This is a genomic window from Nocardia sp. NPDC023852 (assembly GCF_040639505.1).
In the GTDB taxonomy this organism is placed as follows: domain Bacteria; phylum Actinomycetota; class Actinomycetes; order Mycobacteriales; family Mycobacteriaceae; genus Nocardia.
Window position 1 is genome coordinate 61,079 of sequence record NZ_JBFAAB010000010.1, and the last position, 15,648, is coordinate 76,726.

Sequence of the window (15,648 nt, forward strand, 5' to 3'; positions counted from 1 at the left end):
CGCTCCGGGCGGGGCGGAGCCGAGCGCCGATGGCGAACGCCCGGCGCCCGGTGTGGGATACTGGCATCGGCTGCACTCGACGCCGACTGTTCGCGCAGGTGCGCGCACGCGAGGTGACGATCGCAGCCGGATGACACCACGGTTCGATGCCGATCATCGCTGCCATGGACAAACAGCCCGTTGCTGGGGCTCGCTGTTCGCGTCGGCACGCTGGATGAGCGCTCGATCCGCGGAGTTCAGCCACACAGCCAGGCGCCGCGTGACCAGTTAGCCCGAACGATGAACGATATAGGTGATAACCGGGCACGCGGGGCGAGACCACTTGACCTCGCGCCACTGGGCGTGAGTCGAACAGACAGTGCCCCCGCGCCGGCCGCGTCACTCCCACCAGGGAGGGACGCGCCCGGGGGCCCGAGGAGACTTCGTGGCCGATCAAGAGCCGCTGGAAACAACATCACAGGATGCCGAACAATTGCCGGAGCGAATCCGAGTTCACGCACTAGCCAAGCTGCTGGGGGTGACGAGCAAACGCATCCTGGCGAAACTGACCGAGCTGGGGGCGGAGGCCCGCAGCGCGCAATCGAATGTCGACCGTGCCGTCGCCGAGTCGGTGCGCGAGGCCCTGGTTCCGGTGGAGGGAGGACCTCCGGCCGAGCCACCCGGGCAGGCGGATTCCGCTGTGCGGGCGAGCGACACCGAACCGGCGCCCGACACCCCTGAGCACCCCGCGCGGCAACCGCGGGCCGAGGCGCCTTTCGCCGGTCCCGGCGTCGTCTTCTCCGCGCCGGACGCGCCCATCCACGGGCAGCGGTCGGAGACAGCGAGCGGCCCGGCGCACCAGCCTTCGACGCAGCTGTTCACCCATCCGGTGCGGCAGGAACCGGAGCACCTCGCCCCCGTGGTGTTCGAGTCCACCGCCGTCGTGCAGGCACCGCTGTTCCTTTCGCCGGACGCCGCGGCCATCGAGCAGGCGCGCAGGCAGCGCCGCGCGGAACGTGAGGTCCGCCGGGTCGAGCCGACCCCGGAGCCCGTCGAGGACGAGGCCGAGGTCGCCGAGGACGACCACGAGGTCTCGGAGCAGCAGGATGACGGTGAGGGCCAGCCGCGCCGCAGGCGTCGTGGCCGTCGTGGCCGTGGCCGCGGGCGCGGTGAGCAGTCCTCCGATACCGACGGCGATGAGATCGACTCCGATGCCGAGGACGAGCCGACCGCCGAGCCCGCCGAGCAGGCCGAATCCGAGGACTCCGCCGAGACCGCCGACTCGGAGGACGAGGACGGCGTGCCGGAGGGTGCGAGTCGTCGTCGCCGCCGTCGTCGCCGTCGCAAGGTGGCGGGTGATTCCGGCGAGAACGAGCCTTCCGAGGACGATCCGCCGAACACCGTCGTGCACGAGCGCGAGCCGCGCAACAAGAGCCGCGGCCGCGTCGCCGTCGACGAGGTTCAGGGCATCACCGGTTCGACCCGGCTGGAAGCCAAGCGTCAGCGCCGCCGCGACGGCCGCGAGGCAGGCCGCCGCCGCCCGCCGATCCTGACCGAATCGGAGTTCCTGGCCCGCCGCGAGGCAGTGGACCGGGTCATGGTCGTGCGCGAGAAGTCCTTCTCGGACCACCCGACCGCCACGCAGGTCGCGGTGCTCGAGGACGACATCCTCGTCGAGCACTTCGTCACCAGCACCGGCTCCGCGTCCATGGTCGGCAACGTCTACCTGGGCAAGGTGCAGAATGTGCTGCCCAGCATGGAGGCCGCGTTCGTCGACATCGGCCGCGGCCGCAACGGCGTGCTCTACGCCGGTGAGGTGAACTGGGAGGCCGCCAAGCTCGGCGGCAAGGAGCGCAAGATCGAGCAGGCGCTCAAGCCGGGCGACCAGGTGTTGGTGCAGGTCAGCAAGGACCCGGTCGGCCACAAGGGAGCCCGTCTCACCACCCAGATCAGCCTGGCCGGCCGCTTCCTGGTGTACGTGCCGGGTGGCACCTCCACTGGTATCAGCCGCAAGCTGCCCGATACCGAGCGCAAGCGGCTCAAGGACATCTTGCGCGACATCGTGCCCGCCGACGCCGGTGTGATCATCCGCACCGCGTCCGAGGGCGTCAGCGAGGCCGAGCTGTCCCGCGACGTGGAACGGCTGCAGGCGACCTGGCGCACGATCGACAAGCAGGCGAGCAAGGACGGCGGCTCGCCGAAGACGCTCTACGAGGAGCCCGACCTGCTGGTCAAGGTCATCCGCGACCTGTTCAACGAGGACTTCTCCAGGCTGGTCATCGAGGGTGACCGGGCGTGGAGCACGGTGGAGAAGTACATCGGCACCGTCGCGCCGGACCTGCTCGCGCGAGTCTCTCGGCATGAGAACAACGGCGTGGACGTGTTCGAGACCTACCGGATCGACGAACAGCTGGCCAAGGCGCTCGATCGCAAGGTGTGGCTGCCCTCCGGCGGCACCCTCGTGATCGACCGCACCGAGGCCATGACGGTGATCGACGTGAACACCGGCAAGTTCACCGGCTCCGGCGGCAGCAACCTGGAGGAGACGGTCACCAGGAACAACCTGGAGGCTGCCGAGGAGATCGTGCGCCAAATGCGGCTGCGCGACATCGGAGGCATGATCGTCGTCGACTTCATCGACATGGTGCTCGAGTCCAACCGGGACCTGGTGCTGCGCCGCCTGACCGAGGCACTCGGTCGCGACCGCACCCGCCATCAGGTCTCCGAGGTCACCTCGCTCGGTCTGGTGCAGATGACCCGCAAGAAGCTGGGCACCGGCCTGGTCGAGGCGTTCTCCACCACCTGCGAGCACTGCCACGGCCGCGGCCTCCTCGTGCACCCGTACCCGGTGGAGCCCGGCTCCGGCGACGAGAACGCGGGGCGAACCCGCGAGAGCGGTTCGCGCAGGCGCCGTGGCCGGGACAAGGGTGCGGCGAGTGCCGCGCAGGCTCCGGTCGTGAACGGTGCCGCCCCCGTGCCGGAGAACACCGAGGAGGATGCCGCCGTCAAGCGGGCGCACCCGGTCGCGCTGGCGATGGCCGCGCAGCACACCGAGGACGCGGAGCCGGAGGAGTCGCCGGAGCAGACCTATGAGCCGGTCGACGCGGCGCAGTCGGTGGTCGCCGAGCCCGCCGTGAGCGAGGCCATGCAGGTGGTCGAGGCCGCGGGTGACCAGCCCGATACGGCTGCCGAAAGTGACGCCCTCGCCGAGACCGAGGTCTCGGGGACGGTCCATGCCGCGGTGGCGGTGCCCGCCGAAGAACCGGAGACCGAACCCGCCGAAGTCGTCGAGATCGTCGAAGAGACCGAGCCCGCACCGGCCCCGGAGTCGCCCGTCGCGTCCACGGCGAACGGTGCGTCGGAAGCGGCGGCCCGTCCGGGCCGTCGCCGCCGGGTTGCTCGTTCGGCTGCCGCGCCCGCCGCGGACAGCTCCGGCGCGGTGTTCGTGCTGCCCACCGGGGAGCAGGCGCCCGCGCCCGCTATCGATTACTCCGAGCCGGAGCCGGCCGAGTTGCCGCAGCGCAGGAGGCCGCGCAGGCGGGCGGTCGGCCGCGCGGCGGGAGCGCCTGACGCGTCGCAGTAAGTCGTCGTGCACGTACACGTGGCCCCGTCGGTGTGATCGACGGGGCCACGTGCCTGCCACGACAGCGAATCCGCAGCGTCGACAGGGCGAGCATCAGGACGCCGGTTTGGTTGTGGCGGTGGGCGTCCTGTAATCTTGGACAGTCGCTGCCCGGTGACAGCATGTTCTGTCTTCGTGGCCCGGTTCTCGACAGTTCGATACCGAGAGCCACCAGGCGCCGAGGCGGCGGCGATTACCAGACCATTTGTGTGGCGGTCTCCGGCGGCATCATTCGGCCGGAGGAACTGCCGCGTGAGCAAGTGCCGAGCACTACAGGAAGAAGGGCAGCCGACCGATGGCAACGTACGCGATCGTCAAGACCGGCGGAAAGCAGTACAAGGTCGCGGTCGGTGACCTGGTGAAGGTCGAGAAGATCGAAGGTGCGCCGGGTACCGCCGTGGCACTGGATCCGGTTCTCGTCGTCGATGGCGCCGAGCTGACCACCGACGCCGCGAAGCTGGCCGAGGTCTCGGTGGCCGCCGAGGTGGTCGAGCAGACCAAGGGCCCGAAGATCCGCATCCACAAGTTCAAGAACAAGACCGGCTACCACAAGCGCCAGGGTCACCGTCAGCCGCTGACGGTCCTGAAGGTCACCGGCATCAAGTAAGACACCCCGAGGAGATTCAGCTATGGCACACAAGAAGGGTGCATCCAGCTCCCGGAACGGACGCGATTCCAACGCCCAGCGACTCGGCGTCAAGCGCTTCGGCGGCCAGACGGTCAAGGCGGGCGAGATCCTGGTGCGTCAGCGTGGCACCCACTTCCACCCCGGTGTGAACGTCGGCCGTGGCGGTGACGACACCCTGTTCGCCCTTGCGGCGGGCGCGGTCGAGTTCGGTAACAAGCGCGGACGCAAGACCGTCAACATCGTCGTCCCGGAGCCGGTTCAGGCCTGACCGCCTCACCACTTCCGGACAACAGCGAGCGGGTCAGGGTCTCGAAGCCCTGGCCCGTTTTTCGTGCTCGAGTACGACCAGCCCGAAGTACGACCAGTCCCGAAGGAGGATGATTCGGCGTATGTCCAAGTTCATCGACCGTGTCGTACTGCATGTGCGTGCGGGGAAGGGTGGCCACGGCTGCTCCTCGGTGCACCGCGAGAAGTTCAAGCCGCTCGGGGGACCCGACGGCGGCAACGGCGGCAACGGCGGAGACGTGATCCTCGAGGTCGACTCCAACGTGCACACCCTGCTGGACTTCCACTTCCACCCGCACGCGAAGGCAGGTAACGGCAAGCCGGGCGAGGGCGGCAATCGCGACGGCAAGCAGGGCGCCGAGTTGGTGCTGAAGGTGCCCGACGGCACAGTGGTGCTCGACGACGACGGCAAGGTACTGGTCGACCTGGTCGGCGCAGGCAACCGCTTCATCGTCGCCCGTGGTGGCCGCGGCGGGCTCGGCAACGCCGCGCTGGCCTCGAAGGCGCGCAAGGCACCTGGGTTCGCGCTGCTCGGGGAGGACGGCGAAGAGAGCGACTTGGTGCTCGAGCTGAAGTCGGTCGCCGACGTCGGGCTCGTCGGCTTTCCCTCGGCGGGAAAGTCGTCGCTGGTCTCGGTGCTCTCGGCGGCCAAGCCGAAGATCGCGGACTACCCGTTCACCACGCTGGTGCCCAACCTCGGCGTGGTCGCCAGCGGCGACACCACCTTCACCGTCGCGGATGTGCCCGGCCTGATTCCGGGTGCCAGCGATGGCCGTGGCCTGGGGCTGGACTTCCTGCGGCACCTGGAGCGCTGTGCGGTGCTCGCCCACGTGGTGGACTGTGCCACCCTGGAGCCGGGCCGCGACCCGGTGTCGGATGTGGACGCGCTGGAAGCCGAACTGGCCGCCTACAAGCCTGCGCTGAGCGCCGATGCCGGTCTCGGTGATCTGGCCGACCGACCGCGCGTGGTGATCCTGAACAAGATCGACGTGCCGGACGCCGCCGAACTCGCCGAGATGGTGACTCCGGAGTTCACCGAGCGGGGCTGGCCGGTGTTCCAGATCTCGGCGGTGAGCCGCGCCGGCCTGCGCTCCTTGACCTTCGCCCTCGCCGATCTGGTGCACCGATACCGCGAGGAGCATCCGAAGGCTGCGCCCAAGCGCCCGGTCATTCGCCCGATCGCGGTGGACGAGACCGGATTCAGCGTGCTCGCCGATCCCGAGCAGCCGGGCGGCTTCATCGTGCGCGGCACCCGGCCCGAACGCTGGGTGCACCAGACCCAGTTCGACAACGACGAGGCCGTCGGCTACCTGGCCGACCGGCTCGCCCGTCTCGGCGTCGAGGATGAACTGGTGAAGCTGGGCGCGGAGCCCGGCGCGCCGGTGACCATCGGCGACGTGACCTTCGAGTGGGAACCGCAGATCTCCGCGGGCATCGATGTGGTGCCCACCGGTCGCGGCACCGACATCCGTCTGGAGCAGTCCGACCGGGTGAGCGCCGCGGAGCGCAAGCACGCGTCCCGGGTGCGCCGCGGGCTGGTGGACGAGGACGAGGAATAGGACGTGTACGTCGGTCGAGTCGCCGCGCGCGCGGGATGTATGCCGCGCGTGGCGAGTCCGATCGGCTACGGTCCGGGTCTGGTCCGGGTATTCGCCGGGACGACCGTGGATTCGATCGTGGTGCAGGGAGTTCGGTGGCGATGCAGGTGAGTTCGAGTACCGCCGAGGCGGATTCGACGTCGGGCCTGAGTCCGGCCAGGCTGGTGATCGCCTCGGCGCGCAGGGTGGTGGTGAAGATCGGTTCGTCCGCGCTGACCAGCCTGAAGGGCGGGCTGGATACCGCGCGGCTCGATCAGCTCGCGGACGCGATCGAGGCGCGGATGCGTGCCGGCTCCGATGTGGTCGTGGTGTCCTCGGGTGCCATCGGCGCGGGCATCGCGCCACTGGGACTGAGCCGCCGTCCGCGCGACCTGGCCACCAAGCAGGCCGCCGCGAGCGTCGGCCAGCTGGCGCTGGCCCACGCCTGGGGTACGTCGTTCGCCCGTTATGGGCGAACCGTCGGCCAAGTGCTGTTGAGCGCCGACGACTTCGCCCGCCGCGAGCACCACCGAAACGCGCAGCGCACCCTCGACCGGCTTCGTTCGCTCGGCGCGGTCGCCGTGGTGAACGAAAACGACACCGTCGCGACGGAAGAGATCCGCTTCGGTGACAACGATCGACTCGCCGCGCTGGTCGCCCACCTGGTCGGCGCGGACGCGCTCGTGCTGCTGTCCGACGTCGAGGGCCTCTACGACGGCGATCCGCGCAAGGGCGCGGCAACCCTCATCCCCGAGGTCCGCAGCAGCGCCGATCTGGACGGCGTGATCGCGGGCAGTGGCGGCGCGCTCGGCACCGGCGGCATGGCGTCCAAACTGTCCGCCGCCCGGCTCGCCGCCGACGCGGGGGTTCCCGTCCTGTTGGCGGCCGCCGCCTCGGCCGCTACCGCACTGTCCACCGGCACCGTCGGCACCGCCTTCGTCGCGCGCCCGGTTCGCCTGTCCGCCCGCAAGTTCTGGGTCCGGCACGCGGCCGACAGCCGCGGTGCGCTGCTCATCGACGACGGCGCGGTGCAGGCGGTGGCGCATCGGCGCCGGTCGCTGCTCGCCGCGGGCATCACCGGCGTCCGCGGCCGCTTCTACGGCGGCGACGTCGTCGACCTGGTGGCTCCCGACAATCGCCTCGTCGCTCGCGGGGTGGTCGCATACGACAGCACCGAACTCGCGGGCATGCTCGGCCGCTCGACGGCAGAGCTCCCGGACACCATGCAGCGCCCGGTCATCCACGCTGACGACCTGGTCAAGGTGTAGTCGCACGGCTCCTTCGGTACCGGCTTCCGCGGTCATCAAGGCGAGACCGCGGTGTCTCCCGTGGACGTGCCTGGTGGCGCTCGACCGATGGCCGCCGGCAACCGCGGGCGAGGCTGCGTTGCCCCTGTGGGCGCGCGGGGACTGCATCCTGGACCACGCTCGGATGCCGGTACGCCGCTGTCGGCCGGGCAGCCGAATTGATGTGCGCCGCCGAAAGCACGGAACGACAACGGGATTCCTCGATCACCGAGGCAGCTACGCGGTGCCGGTTGATCGCACGGCTGCTCGGTCAGCGGCGGGTTCGAGGTCGCGACGCGTTGGGGGGATTCCTGTGTAGGACAGCGAAACGGCTGGGAGAAAGAATATTCGATCAAGATCGACGTCGTCCGCGAATCGGCCGTCCTGGCACGGGTTTTGGTCCTTGATTGGTAGCATGCGAATGACTGCCGGCCCACTACGTCGCCGGCAAGGTAAGGGGCGTTGATGGAAGTGGAGGACGTCCACCATGCATATGGCAGGCGGTCGGTGTTGCGTGGCATCGACATCGCGTTGCCTGCGGGGGCGCTGGTGGGAATCGTCGGTGAGAACGGGGCGGGCAAGTCGACGTTGTTGAAGGTCCTCTCTGGAGGGCTGCGACCGGACCGGGGGGTGGTCCGCCACCGTGGGCGGTTCGGTTACTGCCCGCAGCAGGTGATCTTGAACGATGCGTTCACGGTTCGCCAGCACCTGAATTTCTTCGCCGCGGCCTACGCGGTCCCGGACCTGCGGCGCGCCGAGGAAACCATGGAGATTCTGCGTTTCTCCGAATACGCCGATGAGCGGGTCGCGACGCTGAGCGGCGGCACCCGGCAGAAGCTCAACCTGACGCTGGCGGTGATGCACGACCCGCAGGTTCTGCTGCTCGACGAGCCGTATCAGGGTTTCGACTGGGAAACGTATCTGCGTTTCTGGGATCTGGTCGCGCAGTTCCGTGACACCGGAGGCTCGGTTCTGGTCGTGTCGCATCTGGCCTACGACACCGACCGGCTGGATCAGGTGTGGCGATTGCGCGGCGGTGTCCTACAGGGCAGCGAGGAATCGACCGGATGAACGAGAATGTACGGCTGTTCGTGACAGCCACGCGCTACGGCCTGATCGAGCATGCCCGTAACAGGTTCGCCATGCTGTTGGTCGCTGTCTTCATCCCCTTGTTTGTCACGCTGGCGGGCCTGATCATCACCGACACACAGGTACCGTTCCGGCTTCGGGACACCGGGGTGGTCGTGCAGGCCCATGGCAATGAGCTCGCTCAGATTTCCGGCGCCCTGACCGGGGTCTGTCTGATCATCGGGTTCATGATGTTCGCGGCGACGTTCAGCAGCGGGGCGTTCGACCGACGTTTGTGTATGGCCGGGTATCCCCGGGTTGCTTTGGGTTTGGCGAAAATCGCTTGCCTGGTGGTGGCCGCGATGGTGGTCAGCGTCTACGCCACCATGGCCATCTGCCTTTCTTGGTCGCCGCAGCAGCCGGCCCTGTTGGCCGCGGCGCTTTTCTGGGACGCGATGACCTACGGGGCGCTCGGTGTCGCCCTCGGCGCGCTGCTGCGCCGGGAGGTGGAGGGCATGTTCGCGATCGCGATGATCAGCTGCTTCGACATGGTCGTGCAGAACCCCATCGCCAGTATCGGGGCGGACAGCGATTTCGTGCGGTGGCTGCCGTCCTACGGTGCCATGCAGGCCTCGACCGCGGCCGGTTTCTCCGACACCACGCCATTCGCGGTTTTGGCTGTGCAACTGGCATGGTTCACGGCGAGCGCCCTTGTCGGACTGGTCGCTTTCCATCTGCGCACCCGCTCGTCTCTTCGACCTACGATGTGGATCCGCATTCCTGGACCTCGTATCCCGACACCGACGAGGTCCGGACAGCCGGCGAAGCACTGAGGGATGTCCCGCGCGACCATCACGGTGGACCGCGCGGGACACATCCTGCTTTACCGGCCGGCGGGGTTTACGGCGCGGTAGGAGCCGGTTCGGCGGCCGGGTAGTAGTAGATCTCACGGCGCAAGCGTTCCAAGTCCGGCGCCGCAGAAACCGCGGAACCGGAGGTTTCCTCGTACCGGTCGCTCTCACGCGCCCAGAGCCCTACGTTCGTCAGGTTCACGTATATCTCCGCGTAGTCCTTCCCCTTGCCCGACAGGCCGGGAAGCACGCGCAGCAGCGCGGGGATGTAGCGGATCAGCGCCTGAAGCTGGGCGCGCTGATCCGCCACTTGGCGCTGCAGCTGCTCGACGGCTTCGCCGCGGGTGCACCCGGTCTCATGACAGACCGCCCTGACCAGGTTGTAGGGGACTTGATCGGCCTCGTCCTGATCCAACCCCACCAGGTCGTTCTCCACGAAGGTCACCCAGAAGGCGAGTTCCTCGAGACGGCGGATCACGGGGTGGCTGCGCAGCGTCGAGGGCAGTTCCCGGTTCTGGTGCACCTCCATGGCGGAGAGGGCGGTGTCGATCCCACTGGTCGACATCCGCAGCGGCAGGTAGTCGGCTGTGGGCGGGATGTAGCCGTTGATGCGATGGTGCGCTTCGCGTTCGCAGGCTACGCACCACTGCTCGAGGTTGTCGAGGAACTGCTCCTGCCAGCGGGCGGTGCGGCCCTCGCGCAGGCGCGGCCACAAACTCGCCCAGGACGTCGGGATCGCGCCGGGCCGCCACGGTTTCTCCGGGTCCTGGCGCAGTGTTGCCACCATGCCACGCCTCAACGCGGTGACGGCTTCCGGGTCGGTCAGCTGCGGATCCTCGAACAGGTCGTCCCACGCAAGGAGCAGCACGGCCATGCGGTAGGCGGTCTGTTCAACGGCCGCGTCCGCTGCCGGGACCCAGTGTCGCGGGATCCGGATCGCTCCTGTCCACCGGTGGTAGTCGGCCTCGTCCGGGGTGAGGGCAAGGCCGGTGTCCACCATCCAGCTTTTCAAGGATTGCGCGACCTGCGGCGGGAACGCATCGCTGTGAGCCCCGGGTGTCTGTGTCGCCTGCTGGGGGATCGCGGGGACAGGAGTTCGCCGGTCGAGTATGGACCGGGTGTAGGCGGTCATTGCGTGGCGGGCGCTCGAGTCGACGGGCAGGGCGGCGAGCTGGTCGGCCGCCTGGTCCATGAATTCATCGGCCCTCGCCTGTGCTTCGTCCACGGCGCCGGAGGCGATGACGAGCTTGTGGGCACGTGCGGCTTCCTCATGTGTCATTGTTCTGCGCAGCAGGCGGGCAAGGTCCTGGTCGCGGGCGGCGGCGCGGATCACGGGGAGTGTGTAGATGCCCTCGGGCAGATCCGCGTTGACGGGCTTGCCCGTTTCTTCGGTGGTCGAGGTCAAATCGAGGATGTCGTCATATAGCTGGTAGGCCAGCCCGAAGTGTCGACCGAACAAAGCCAACGCCTCTTCCTCATCCTCGGAGCGGCCGGCCTGCATCGCACCCACCCGGCATGCCAGCGAGAGCACCGCCGCGGTCTTGCCGTCGACCGCGTCCAGGTAGGACTGCTCGCTGCGGGAGGCCACATACTGGTCGGCGGCCTCGATCACCATGCCCGCGCACATCTGCTCACCCGCGGTCGCCCCCGCGAGAACTTCACGCTGACCGAGTTCGGCCAGCATGCGCACGCTCGTGAGTATCACGGAGTCCCCACCCAATACGGCCATATGCGAACCCCACACCACGTTGGCACTGGGACGGCCGCGACGCTCGTACGCGTGATCGACGACGTCGTCGTGGTAAAGCGAACCCAGATGCAGCAACTCGACGGCAGCAGCGGCGCGTACCACCCGGTCATCAGCCGGGACCGCGGGATCGGTGAGCAGGTAGTACGACAGCAACGTCAACGTGGGCCGGACCAGGCGGCGAGAGGTGTCGGGACCTTCGTCTGTCAGTGCGGTCAGTTCGGGCCTGCCTTCCAACCGTATGGGTCCGAGAACGTCTCGGACGCGGTCGAGGTCAGCATCCAGATGGGGGAAGACAGCCGAATCGATTTCACGTGGCACGCGGGCACTCCTGACTGGTTACATCGTTCATCGACAACATCGCCGATCAATGGCTATTTGACACCACCGCCTTCGGAAGGTGTTGGTATCTACCAATTTTGATGCGCACATAACTTGGGTGCGCCGGTTGGGCAGTGTCGTTGGGGGCGCGTGCCTCCCTGATCAAGCGTGCACATCCCGCCCGGTTGACAACCAGGCAGAACCCACACTGAGGACCTTGGGGAAACTATCGGCGGTGCGAAGGGCAATGACCACACCGCACCGCCCACCTCACTCGCCCCGCGGCACGGACGAGTGGCACATGAATGCGCCTGACATTCGTTGCAGCTGAGCGACTTTCGGTCACTCGTGTCGCTTCGCCGCTCACTCCGATCGCATAGCTCCGCGAACATGACGAAACCCGGAGCAGTCGGCTACTGGTTGACCGTGCCGGGCTTTCGACGGTTCTGAGTCATGCCGCGAGCAGCGTCCTCGCCCGCTCGTTGAAGTCTGCGATGAGTGGGTGCGGGCCGAATGCCATCATGCGTCGTTGTACGTCGCGGACTGCCTCTACGGAGCGTGACGACTTGACCCTGCGGGAGAGATCCAGGGTCCGTACGCCTGCGGCGTAGGCAGCTTCGAGATCGCGTTTTTGGATGTGCGTGACGGCAAGTGCTGCATGGGACAGCGCCCCGCGTCGCGCTCGGTTCTGTGTGCGTGCGTACGCGATGGAGCGACGTGCGTGCGGTTCGGCTTCGTCCGTCTGACCGAGGTCGCGGAAGGCGTTGGCCCACTCGCCGCAGATATACGCCTGGTCGATGAACCGCGCCCATTCCGGCTCTCGGTCGGGCTCGATGACGGCGAAGGCACGTTCAGCGGCATTGACTGCGTGTGCGGTGCCCACCTTGTCACCCATGACTGCCAGCGACCGGGCTTCGAGCGTCCAGAGGTCAGCGAGGCAGGCGGGAGCGTTCACCTTCGACAAACCTTGTCGGCCCGCTTGGGCAAGTCGTCGGCCTTCTTGGGGGTGTCCCAGCAGTGTTGCTTGGTCGGCCATGCCAGCGAGCACATGAGCGCCCAAAGCTGGATCTTTCGCTTCTTCGGCCAGACGAAGCGCCTGGATCAGGTAGCGCTGCGCTGTGCCGTGTTCGCCGTTATCGAACGACATCCAACCGAGGAGATAGGTCTGTTCGGCGGCTGCGCCGCATAGCGCCAGACGCACGTCTTCAGTGTGCGCCCGCCGCAGTAAGGGGTACACATGCTCGTTCATGTACGCCGCCAACACCAAGCGGCCCGATCCACCGCCCTGGAAGATGTCCATCTCTTGGAACGTGCCGAACATGTTCTTCACGGCGGTGACATCTTCGAGACGGACCCGTTGCCGTTCGTCCGGCAATTGGTCGAGCGTGTTGAGCAACCAGTCTCGGGATGGCCCGATTGCTGCGACGGCGGCAAACGGCGCGGTGGTCAGAAACTTCCTACGATCCACGTCTGCCCTTCCAAGGTCGGCAACTGCTTCGATTGTCTCAGCCCACGATGGGCTGTAGCCGAGGGCGCGATCAACAGTCGGCGCGTCACCAAAACCGAGGTCATAGGTCGTCACTCGGTATCCGAACCGTGCGGAGAACAGGTCAGCGAGAATCGCCGGAACCGGATGGCGGGGGTGTTCTCCCTCATCGATCCAACGGCGCACGCTGGATGTGTCCGGTCTGATATGGGGTTCGCCCCACTCGATCGCGAGGGAACGCACGCGGCGTGCCAGTTCCCCGCGACGATCCGAGAATCATTTCTTTCACATTGGGTCAGGCCATTGTTCCGCAGGTCACTATTACGCGGGGCGGCCTCCGGAGATCCGGGGTCGGTGCGGGTAAGTGGTGCACGTGCGGCTCGGCTGTCAGTGTGGGACGACGCCGGGTTGGTTGGTGGTAGGTACTTGCTCGGGGTGTTCCTGCACCGGGCCGGTGACGCCCGGTTGGTCGCCCGGACCGGGTAGTTGTACCGGCGGCCCGGCGGGGCCAGGGTTCGGCGGCGGGGGCGGTGCAGGCTGTGGGATCTGTGGTGCAGGTGGGGAAGTCGGGTGGGGTGGTTGTGTCGGGGGTGTGGTTTGTGGGACGGGCGGCTGAGCGGGTTCCGGGATCTGTGGTGAGGGTTGGGGTGACGGTGTTTGTTGTGTTGGCGGTGTGGGCAGTGTGGACGGTGCCTGTGGGTTCGAGGGTGCTTGCTGCGTCGGCGGAACCTGTTGCGTCGGCGGCGTATCGGGCGTCTGCTGCGTCGGCGGTGCCGGAGTCTGCGATGGTGCTCGGGATTCCGGCGCGGAGGGCGCGGGTTGTGGTGTGTTCGGCGTCGACTGGTCGCCGTCCGGGCGCACGGGGGCGGGCGTCGCATAGTCTGGCTCCGCGGGTGCAACGGCCCGCGGCGCGAACTGCGAGTTCGGAGCGGACGCCTGGGGCGGCGTGGGCAGGGCGGGCACCGATGTTCCCGCCAGGGTGTAAGCGGGCTTGTAGACCATGTTCATCGCGAGCACGGCCTCCTGCCGCAGCGCTTCCTGGGCCATCTGCGCGTTGATGACGTGCGCGGCCTCCAGAAGTTTCGCCACGGTGCTGATCGGTCCGGAGTTGCCGGGTGGCACCACAGCGAGTTTCACCGCCTCCGCGGCCGCGGCGACGCCGCCGAGCCGGGCGCCGACCTCGCCCACGACCGCGGCCAGCTCGTCTACGGACGCCGCGAAGCTGCGTGCGCTGACGTACGCGGCGTCGGCGGTGGCGCCCTTCCACTCCGTCGAGTTCAGCACGCGGTCCACGCTGTCCCGGGTGAGTGGGAACGAGGTGGTGAGCGTCCCGGCCGCCTCCAGCCAGATCGCCGAGGCGCGCAGCACCTGCGCGGCGTCGATCTGCTGCGCCTTGGCGTAGATCTCTTCGTGCCGCATCGACTCGAAGTGCTCCATCGCGCTGATGTAGGTGGGGTCTGAGCCGGTCATCGGGGCAACCTCGATTCGATGGCGCGCAGGGCGGCGGCGTTCGCGGAGTCGGCCTCTTCGAGCAGTCCGCCGCTGATCAGGAATGCCTCCTTCATTCGATAGGCGGCCTCGATGTAGTGATCGAGGAGTGCCGCGGCGTCGCGCGCCTTGTGACCGAAACCTGCCTGCAGCTGCTGCGCGGAGTTGAATCCGCCGAATCCGCCTAGATCCGCGGCGGATTCGAGGCGCTGCTTCAGGTGGATCAGCCGATCGGCCTGCTGGTCGTATTGTTCGGCGCACCGTCGCGCCGCCGCCGGATCGAACTGGACGGTCCCTGCCTGTGCCGCTTTCTTGAATCGGGCGATATCAGCTCGGCTGGTCTCGATCGTCATCGTGCACCCCTGAGATCGGTCGGTCGGACTCAGACTAACCGGAAGCGAGCGCCCGGTCAGCAATAGCCACCGGCCGGTGCAGGAGACGAGAGCCTATGCCGGAATGCGTTTTTGCAGTTGTGCTGCGATCTGTTCGGGTGAGGCAGGGGTGATGCGCACTTCGTCGCCTGCCTTGATCAGATAGCGCCCGTCATTCCGTACATCGATCCAGGTGTAGTGGATCGGCGGCGGCGGAGTCGGACGGTCCAGCCGCGGCTCGATCCGGATGTGTCCCTCCGCGGTGTGCGGCGCGAGCAGCAGCCCGCGGATCCGTGGCCCGGCTGGTTGCCGCGCCCGTACGATCTCCTCGTCGCGGACCGCGTCGGCCGGCGCGACGCGAGCAGGCTGCGTGCCCGGCGGGGTATTGGGAAACAGCGCCGTGATCCGCGCCCCGAGCTTGCCGCTGTGTCCGATCGAAACACGAACGCGGCCACCGAAATCCGGCGTCGCGCCGGGTTCCTGCACCGCGAGCACGGCGCGATCGTAGATCGTCGCGGCCAGCAGACGCAGTTCACTGCCCGGCTCGTGTGTGCTGCCGATCGCCACGATCCTGGTGTGCGGCTTCGCCAGAATGCGAAGGCAGGCAGACAGGTCCGGGTCGGAGCGGAGCGGCATCCGCTCGGCGAGTGCGATCCGCAGCTTCTCGGCCTGGTCCTCGGTTCGTGGCGTTTCCAGGATGTGCAGCGGATACGGGTGGCGATCGAGGTCGGTTTCGCGCCAGATGTGGGCGAACTCGTCCGGAGTGAAGGTCCAATCCACGGCCGAATCACATCCTCACCGAATCCGCCAATGCTGCTCGCAGCCTAGCGGTCCGAAAGGCGGATCGGGCATGTCGCACAGGTGGACCCAGGATTGTGGGCTAACGCCGCAGTGGATTATCGGATATACAACAGAGAACCCCTCTGCTTTTGCTCGGCT

General features: G+C 67.7%; 12 protein-coding genes. 7 read left to right on the forward strand and 5 right to left on the reverse strand.

The window, feature by feature from the left end; all coding sequences use genetic code 11:
• Positions 1–424 precede the first annotated feature (424 nt).
• The 7 genes from AB0H00_RS16050 (at position 425) to AB0H00_RS16080 (ending at position 9,278) form a co-directional block, all read left to right on the forward strand.
• Positions 425–3,562, forward strand: a complete 3,138-nt coding sequence (locus tag AB0H00_RS16050) for a translation initiation factor IF-2 N-terminal domain-containing protein (RefSeq protein WP_357266349.1) — start codon at positions 425–427, stop codon at positions 3,560–3,562.
• A gap of 334 nt (positions 3,563–3,896) precedes the next feature.
• Positions 3,897–4,208 carry a 50S ribosomal protein L21 gene (rplU, locus tag AB0H00_RS16055; protein ID WP_043688633.1) on the forward strand — a complete coding sequence of 104 codons (312 nt, stop codon included), beginning with the start codon at positions 3,897–3,899 and terminating at the stop codon, positions 4,206–4,208.
• Between the two features lie 22 nt (positions 4,209–4,230).
• Positions 4,231–4,497, forward strand: a complete 267-nt coding sequence (gene rpmA, locus AB0H00_RS16060; RefSeq protein WP_327113721.1) for a 50S ribosomal protein L27 — start codon at positions 4,231–4,233, stop codon at positions 4,495–4,497.
• 121 nt (positions 4,498–4,618) lie between these two features.
• Positions 4,619–6,073 (forward strand): GTPase ObgE, encoded by a 1,455-nt coding sequence (gene obgE, locus AB0H00_RS16065; protein WP_357266351.1) that lies wholly within the window; start codon positions 4,619–4,621, stop codon positions 6,071–6,073.
• A 185-nt stretch (positions 6,074–6,258) separates the two neighbouring features.
• Complete coding sequence (gene proB / locus AB0H00_RS16070; protein WP_357266616.1) at positions 6,259–7,359, forward strand: glutamate 5-kinase; 1,101 nt, start codon at positions 6,259–6,261, stop codon at positions 7,357–7,359.
• Positions 7,360–7,842: 483 nt separating this feature from the next.
• Entirely contained in the window at positions 7,843–8,448 is a 606-nt protein-coding gene (locus AB0H00_RS16075; RefSeq protein WP_357266353.1) for an ABC transporter ATP-binding protein, read from the forward strand.
• Entirely contained in the window at positions 8,445–9,278 is an 834-nt protein-coding gene (locus tag AB0H00_RS16080) for a hypothetical protein (RefSeq protein ID WP_357266355.1), read from the forward strand. Before AB0H00_RS16075 ends, AB0H00_RS16080 begins: the two co-directional genes overlap by 4 nt.
• Positions 9,279–9,345: 67 nt before the next feature.
• Here AB0H00_RS16080 and AB0H00_RS16085 read toward each other — a convergent pair whose 3' ends face one another.
• From AB0H00_RS16085 to AB0H00_RS16105, 5 genes are all read right to left on the reverse strand, one after another.
• Complete coding sequence (locus tag AB0H00_RS16085; protein ID WP_357266357.1) at positions 9,346–11,364, reverse strand: polyprenyl synthetase family protein; 2,019 nt, start codon at positions 11,362–11,364, stop codon at positions 9,346–9,348.
• Positions 11,365–11,815: 451 nt separating this feature from the next.
• Positions 11,816–12,832 (reverse strand): hypothetical protein, encoded by a 1,017-nt coding sequence (locus AB0H00_RS16090; RefSeq protein ID WP_357266359.1) that lies wholly within the window; start codon positions 12,830–12,832, stop codon positions 11,816–11,818.
• 405 nt (positions 12,833–13,237) lie between these two features.
• Complete coding sequence (locus AB0H00_RS16095) at positions 13,238–14,320, reverse strand: hypothetical protein (RefSeq protein ID WP_357266360.1); 1,083 nt, start codon at positions 14,318–14,320, stop codon at positions 13,238–13,240.
• The gene (locus AB0H00_RS16100; RefSeq protein WP_357266362.1) at positions 14,317–14,691 is read right to left on the reverse strand and encodes a hypothetical protein; all 375 of its coding nucleotides are present in this window, start codon (positions 14,689–14,691) and stop codon (positions 14,317–14,319) included. The genes AB0H00_RS16095 and AB0H00_RS16100 overlap by 4 nt, the downstream gene beginning before the upstream one ends.
• Positions 14,692–14,784: 93 nt before the next feature.
• On the reverse strand, positions 14,785–15,489 hold the full coding sequence (locus AB0H00_RS16105; protein WP_357266364.1) for an ESX secretion-associated protein EspG: 705 nt from the start codon (positions 15,487–15,489) through the stop codon (positions 14,785–14,787).
• Between the last annotated feature and the right edge of the window lie 159 nt (positions 15,490–15,648).

Excerpts from the sequence above, each read along its gene's own strand:
- rplU (WP_043688633.1), top strand. The coding sequence starts at position 3,897 with ATGGCAACGTACGCGATCGTCAAGACCGGCGGAAAGCAGTACAAGGTC.
- rpmA (WP_327113721.1), top strand. The coding sequence starts at position 4,231 with ATGGCACACAAGAAGGGTGCATCCAGCTCCCGGAACGGACGCGATTCC.
- obgE (WP_357266351.1), top strand. The coding sequence starts at position 4,619 with ATGTCCAAGTTCATCGACCGTGTCGTACTGCATGTGCGTGCGGGGAAG.
- AB0H00_RS16075 (WP_357266353.1), top strand. The coding sequence starts at position 7,843 with ATGGAAGTGGAGGACGTCCACCATGCATATGGCAGGCGGTCGGTGTTG.
- AB0H00_RS16080 (WP_357266355.1), top strand. The coding sequence starts at position 8,445 with ATGAACGAGAATGTACGGCTGTTCGTGACAGCCACGCGCTACGGCCTG.
- AB0H00_RS16095 (WP_357266360.1), bottom strand. The coding sequence starts at position 14,320 with ATGACCGGCTCAGACCCCACCTACATCAGCGCGATGGAGCACTTCGAG.
- AB0H00_RS16100 (WP_357266362.1), bottom strand. The coding sequence starts at position 14,691 with ATGACGATCGAGACCAGCCGAGCTGATATCGCCCGATTCAAGAAAGCG.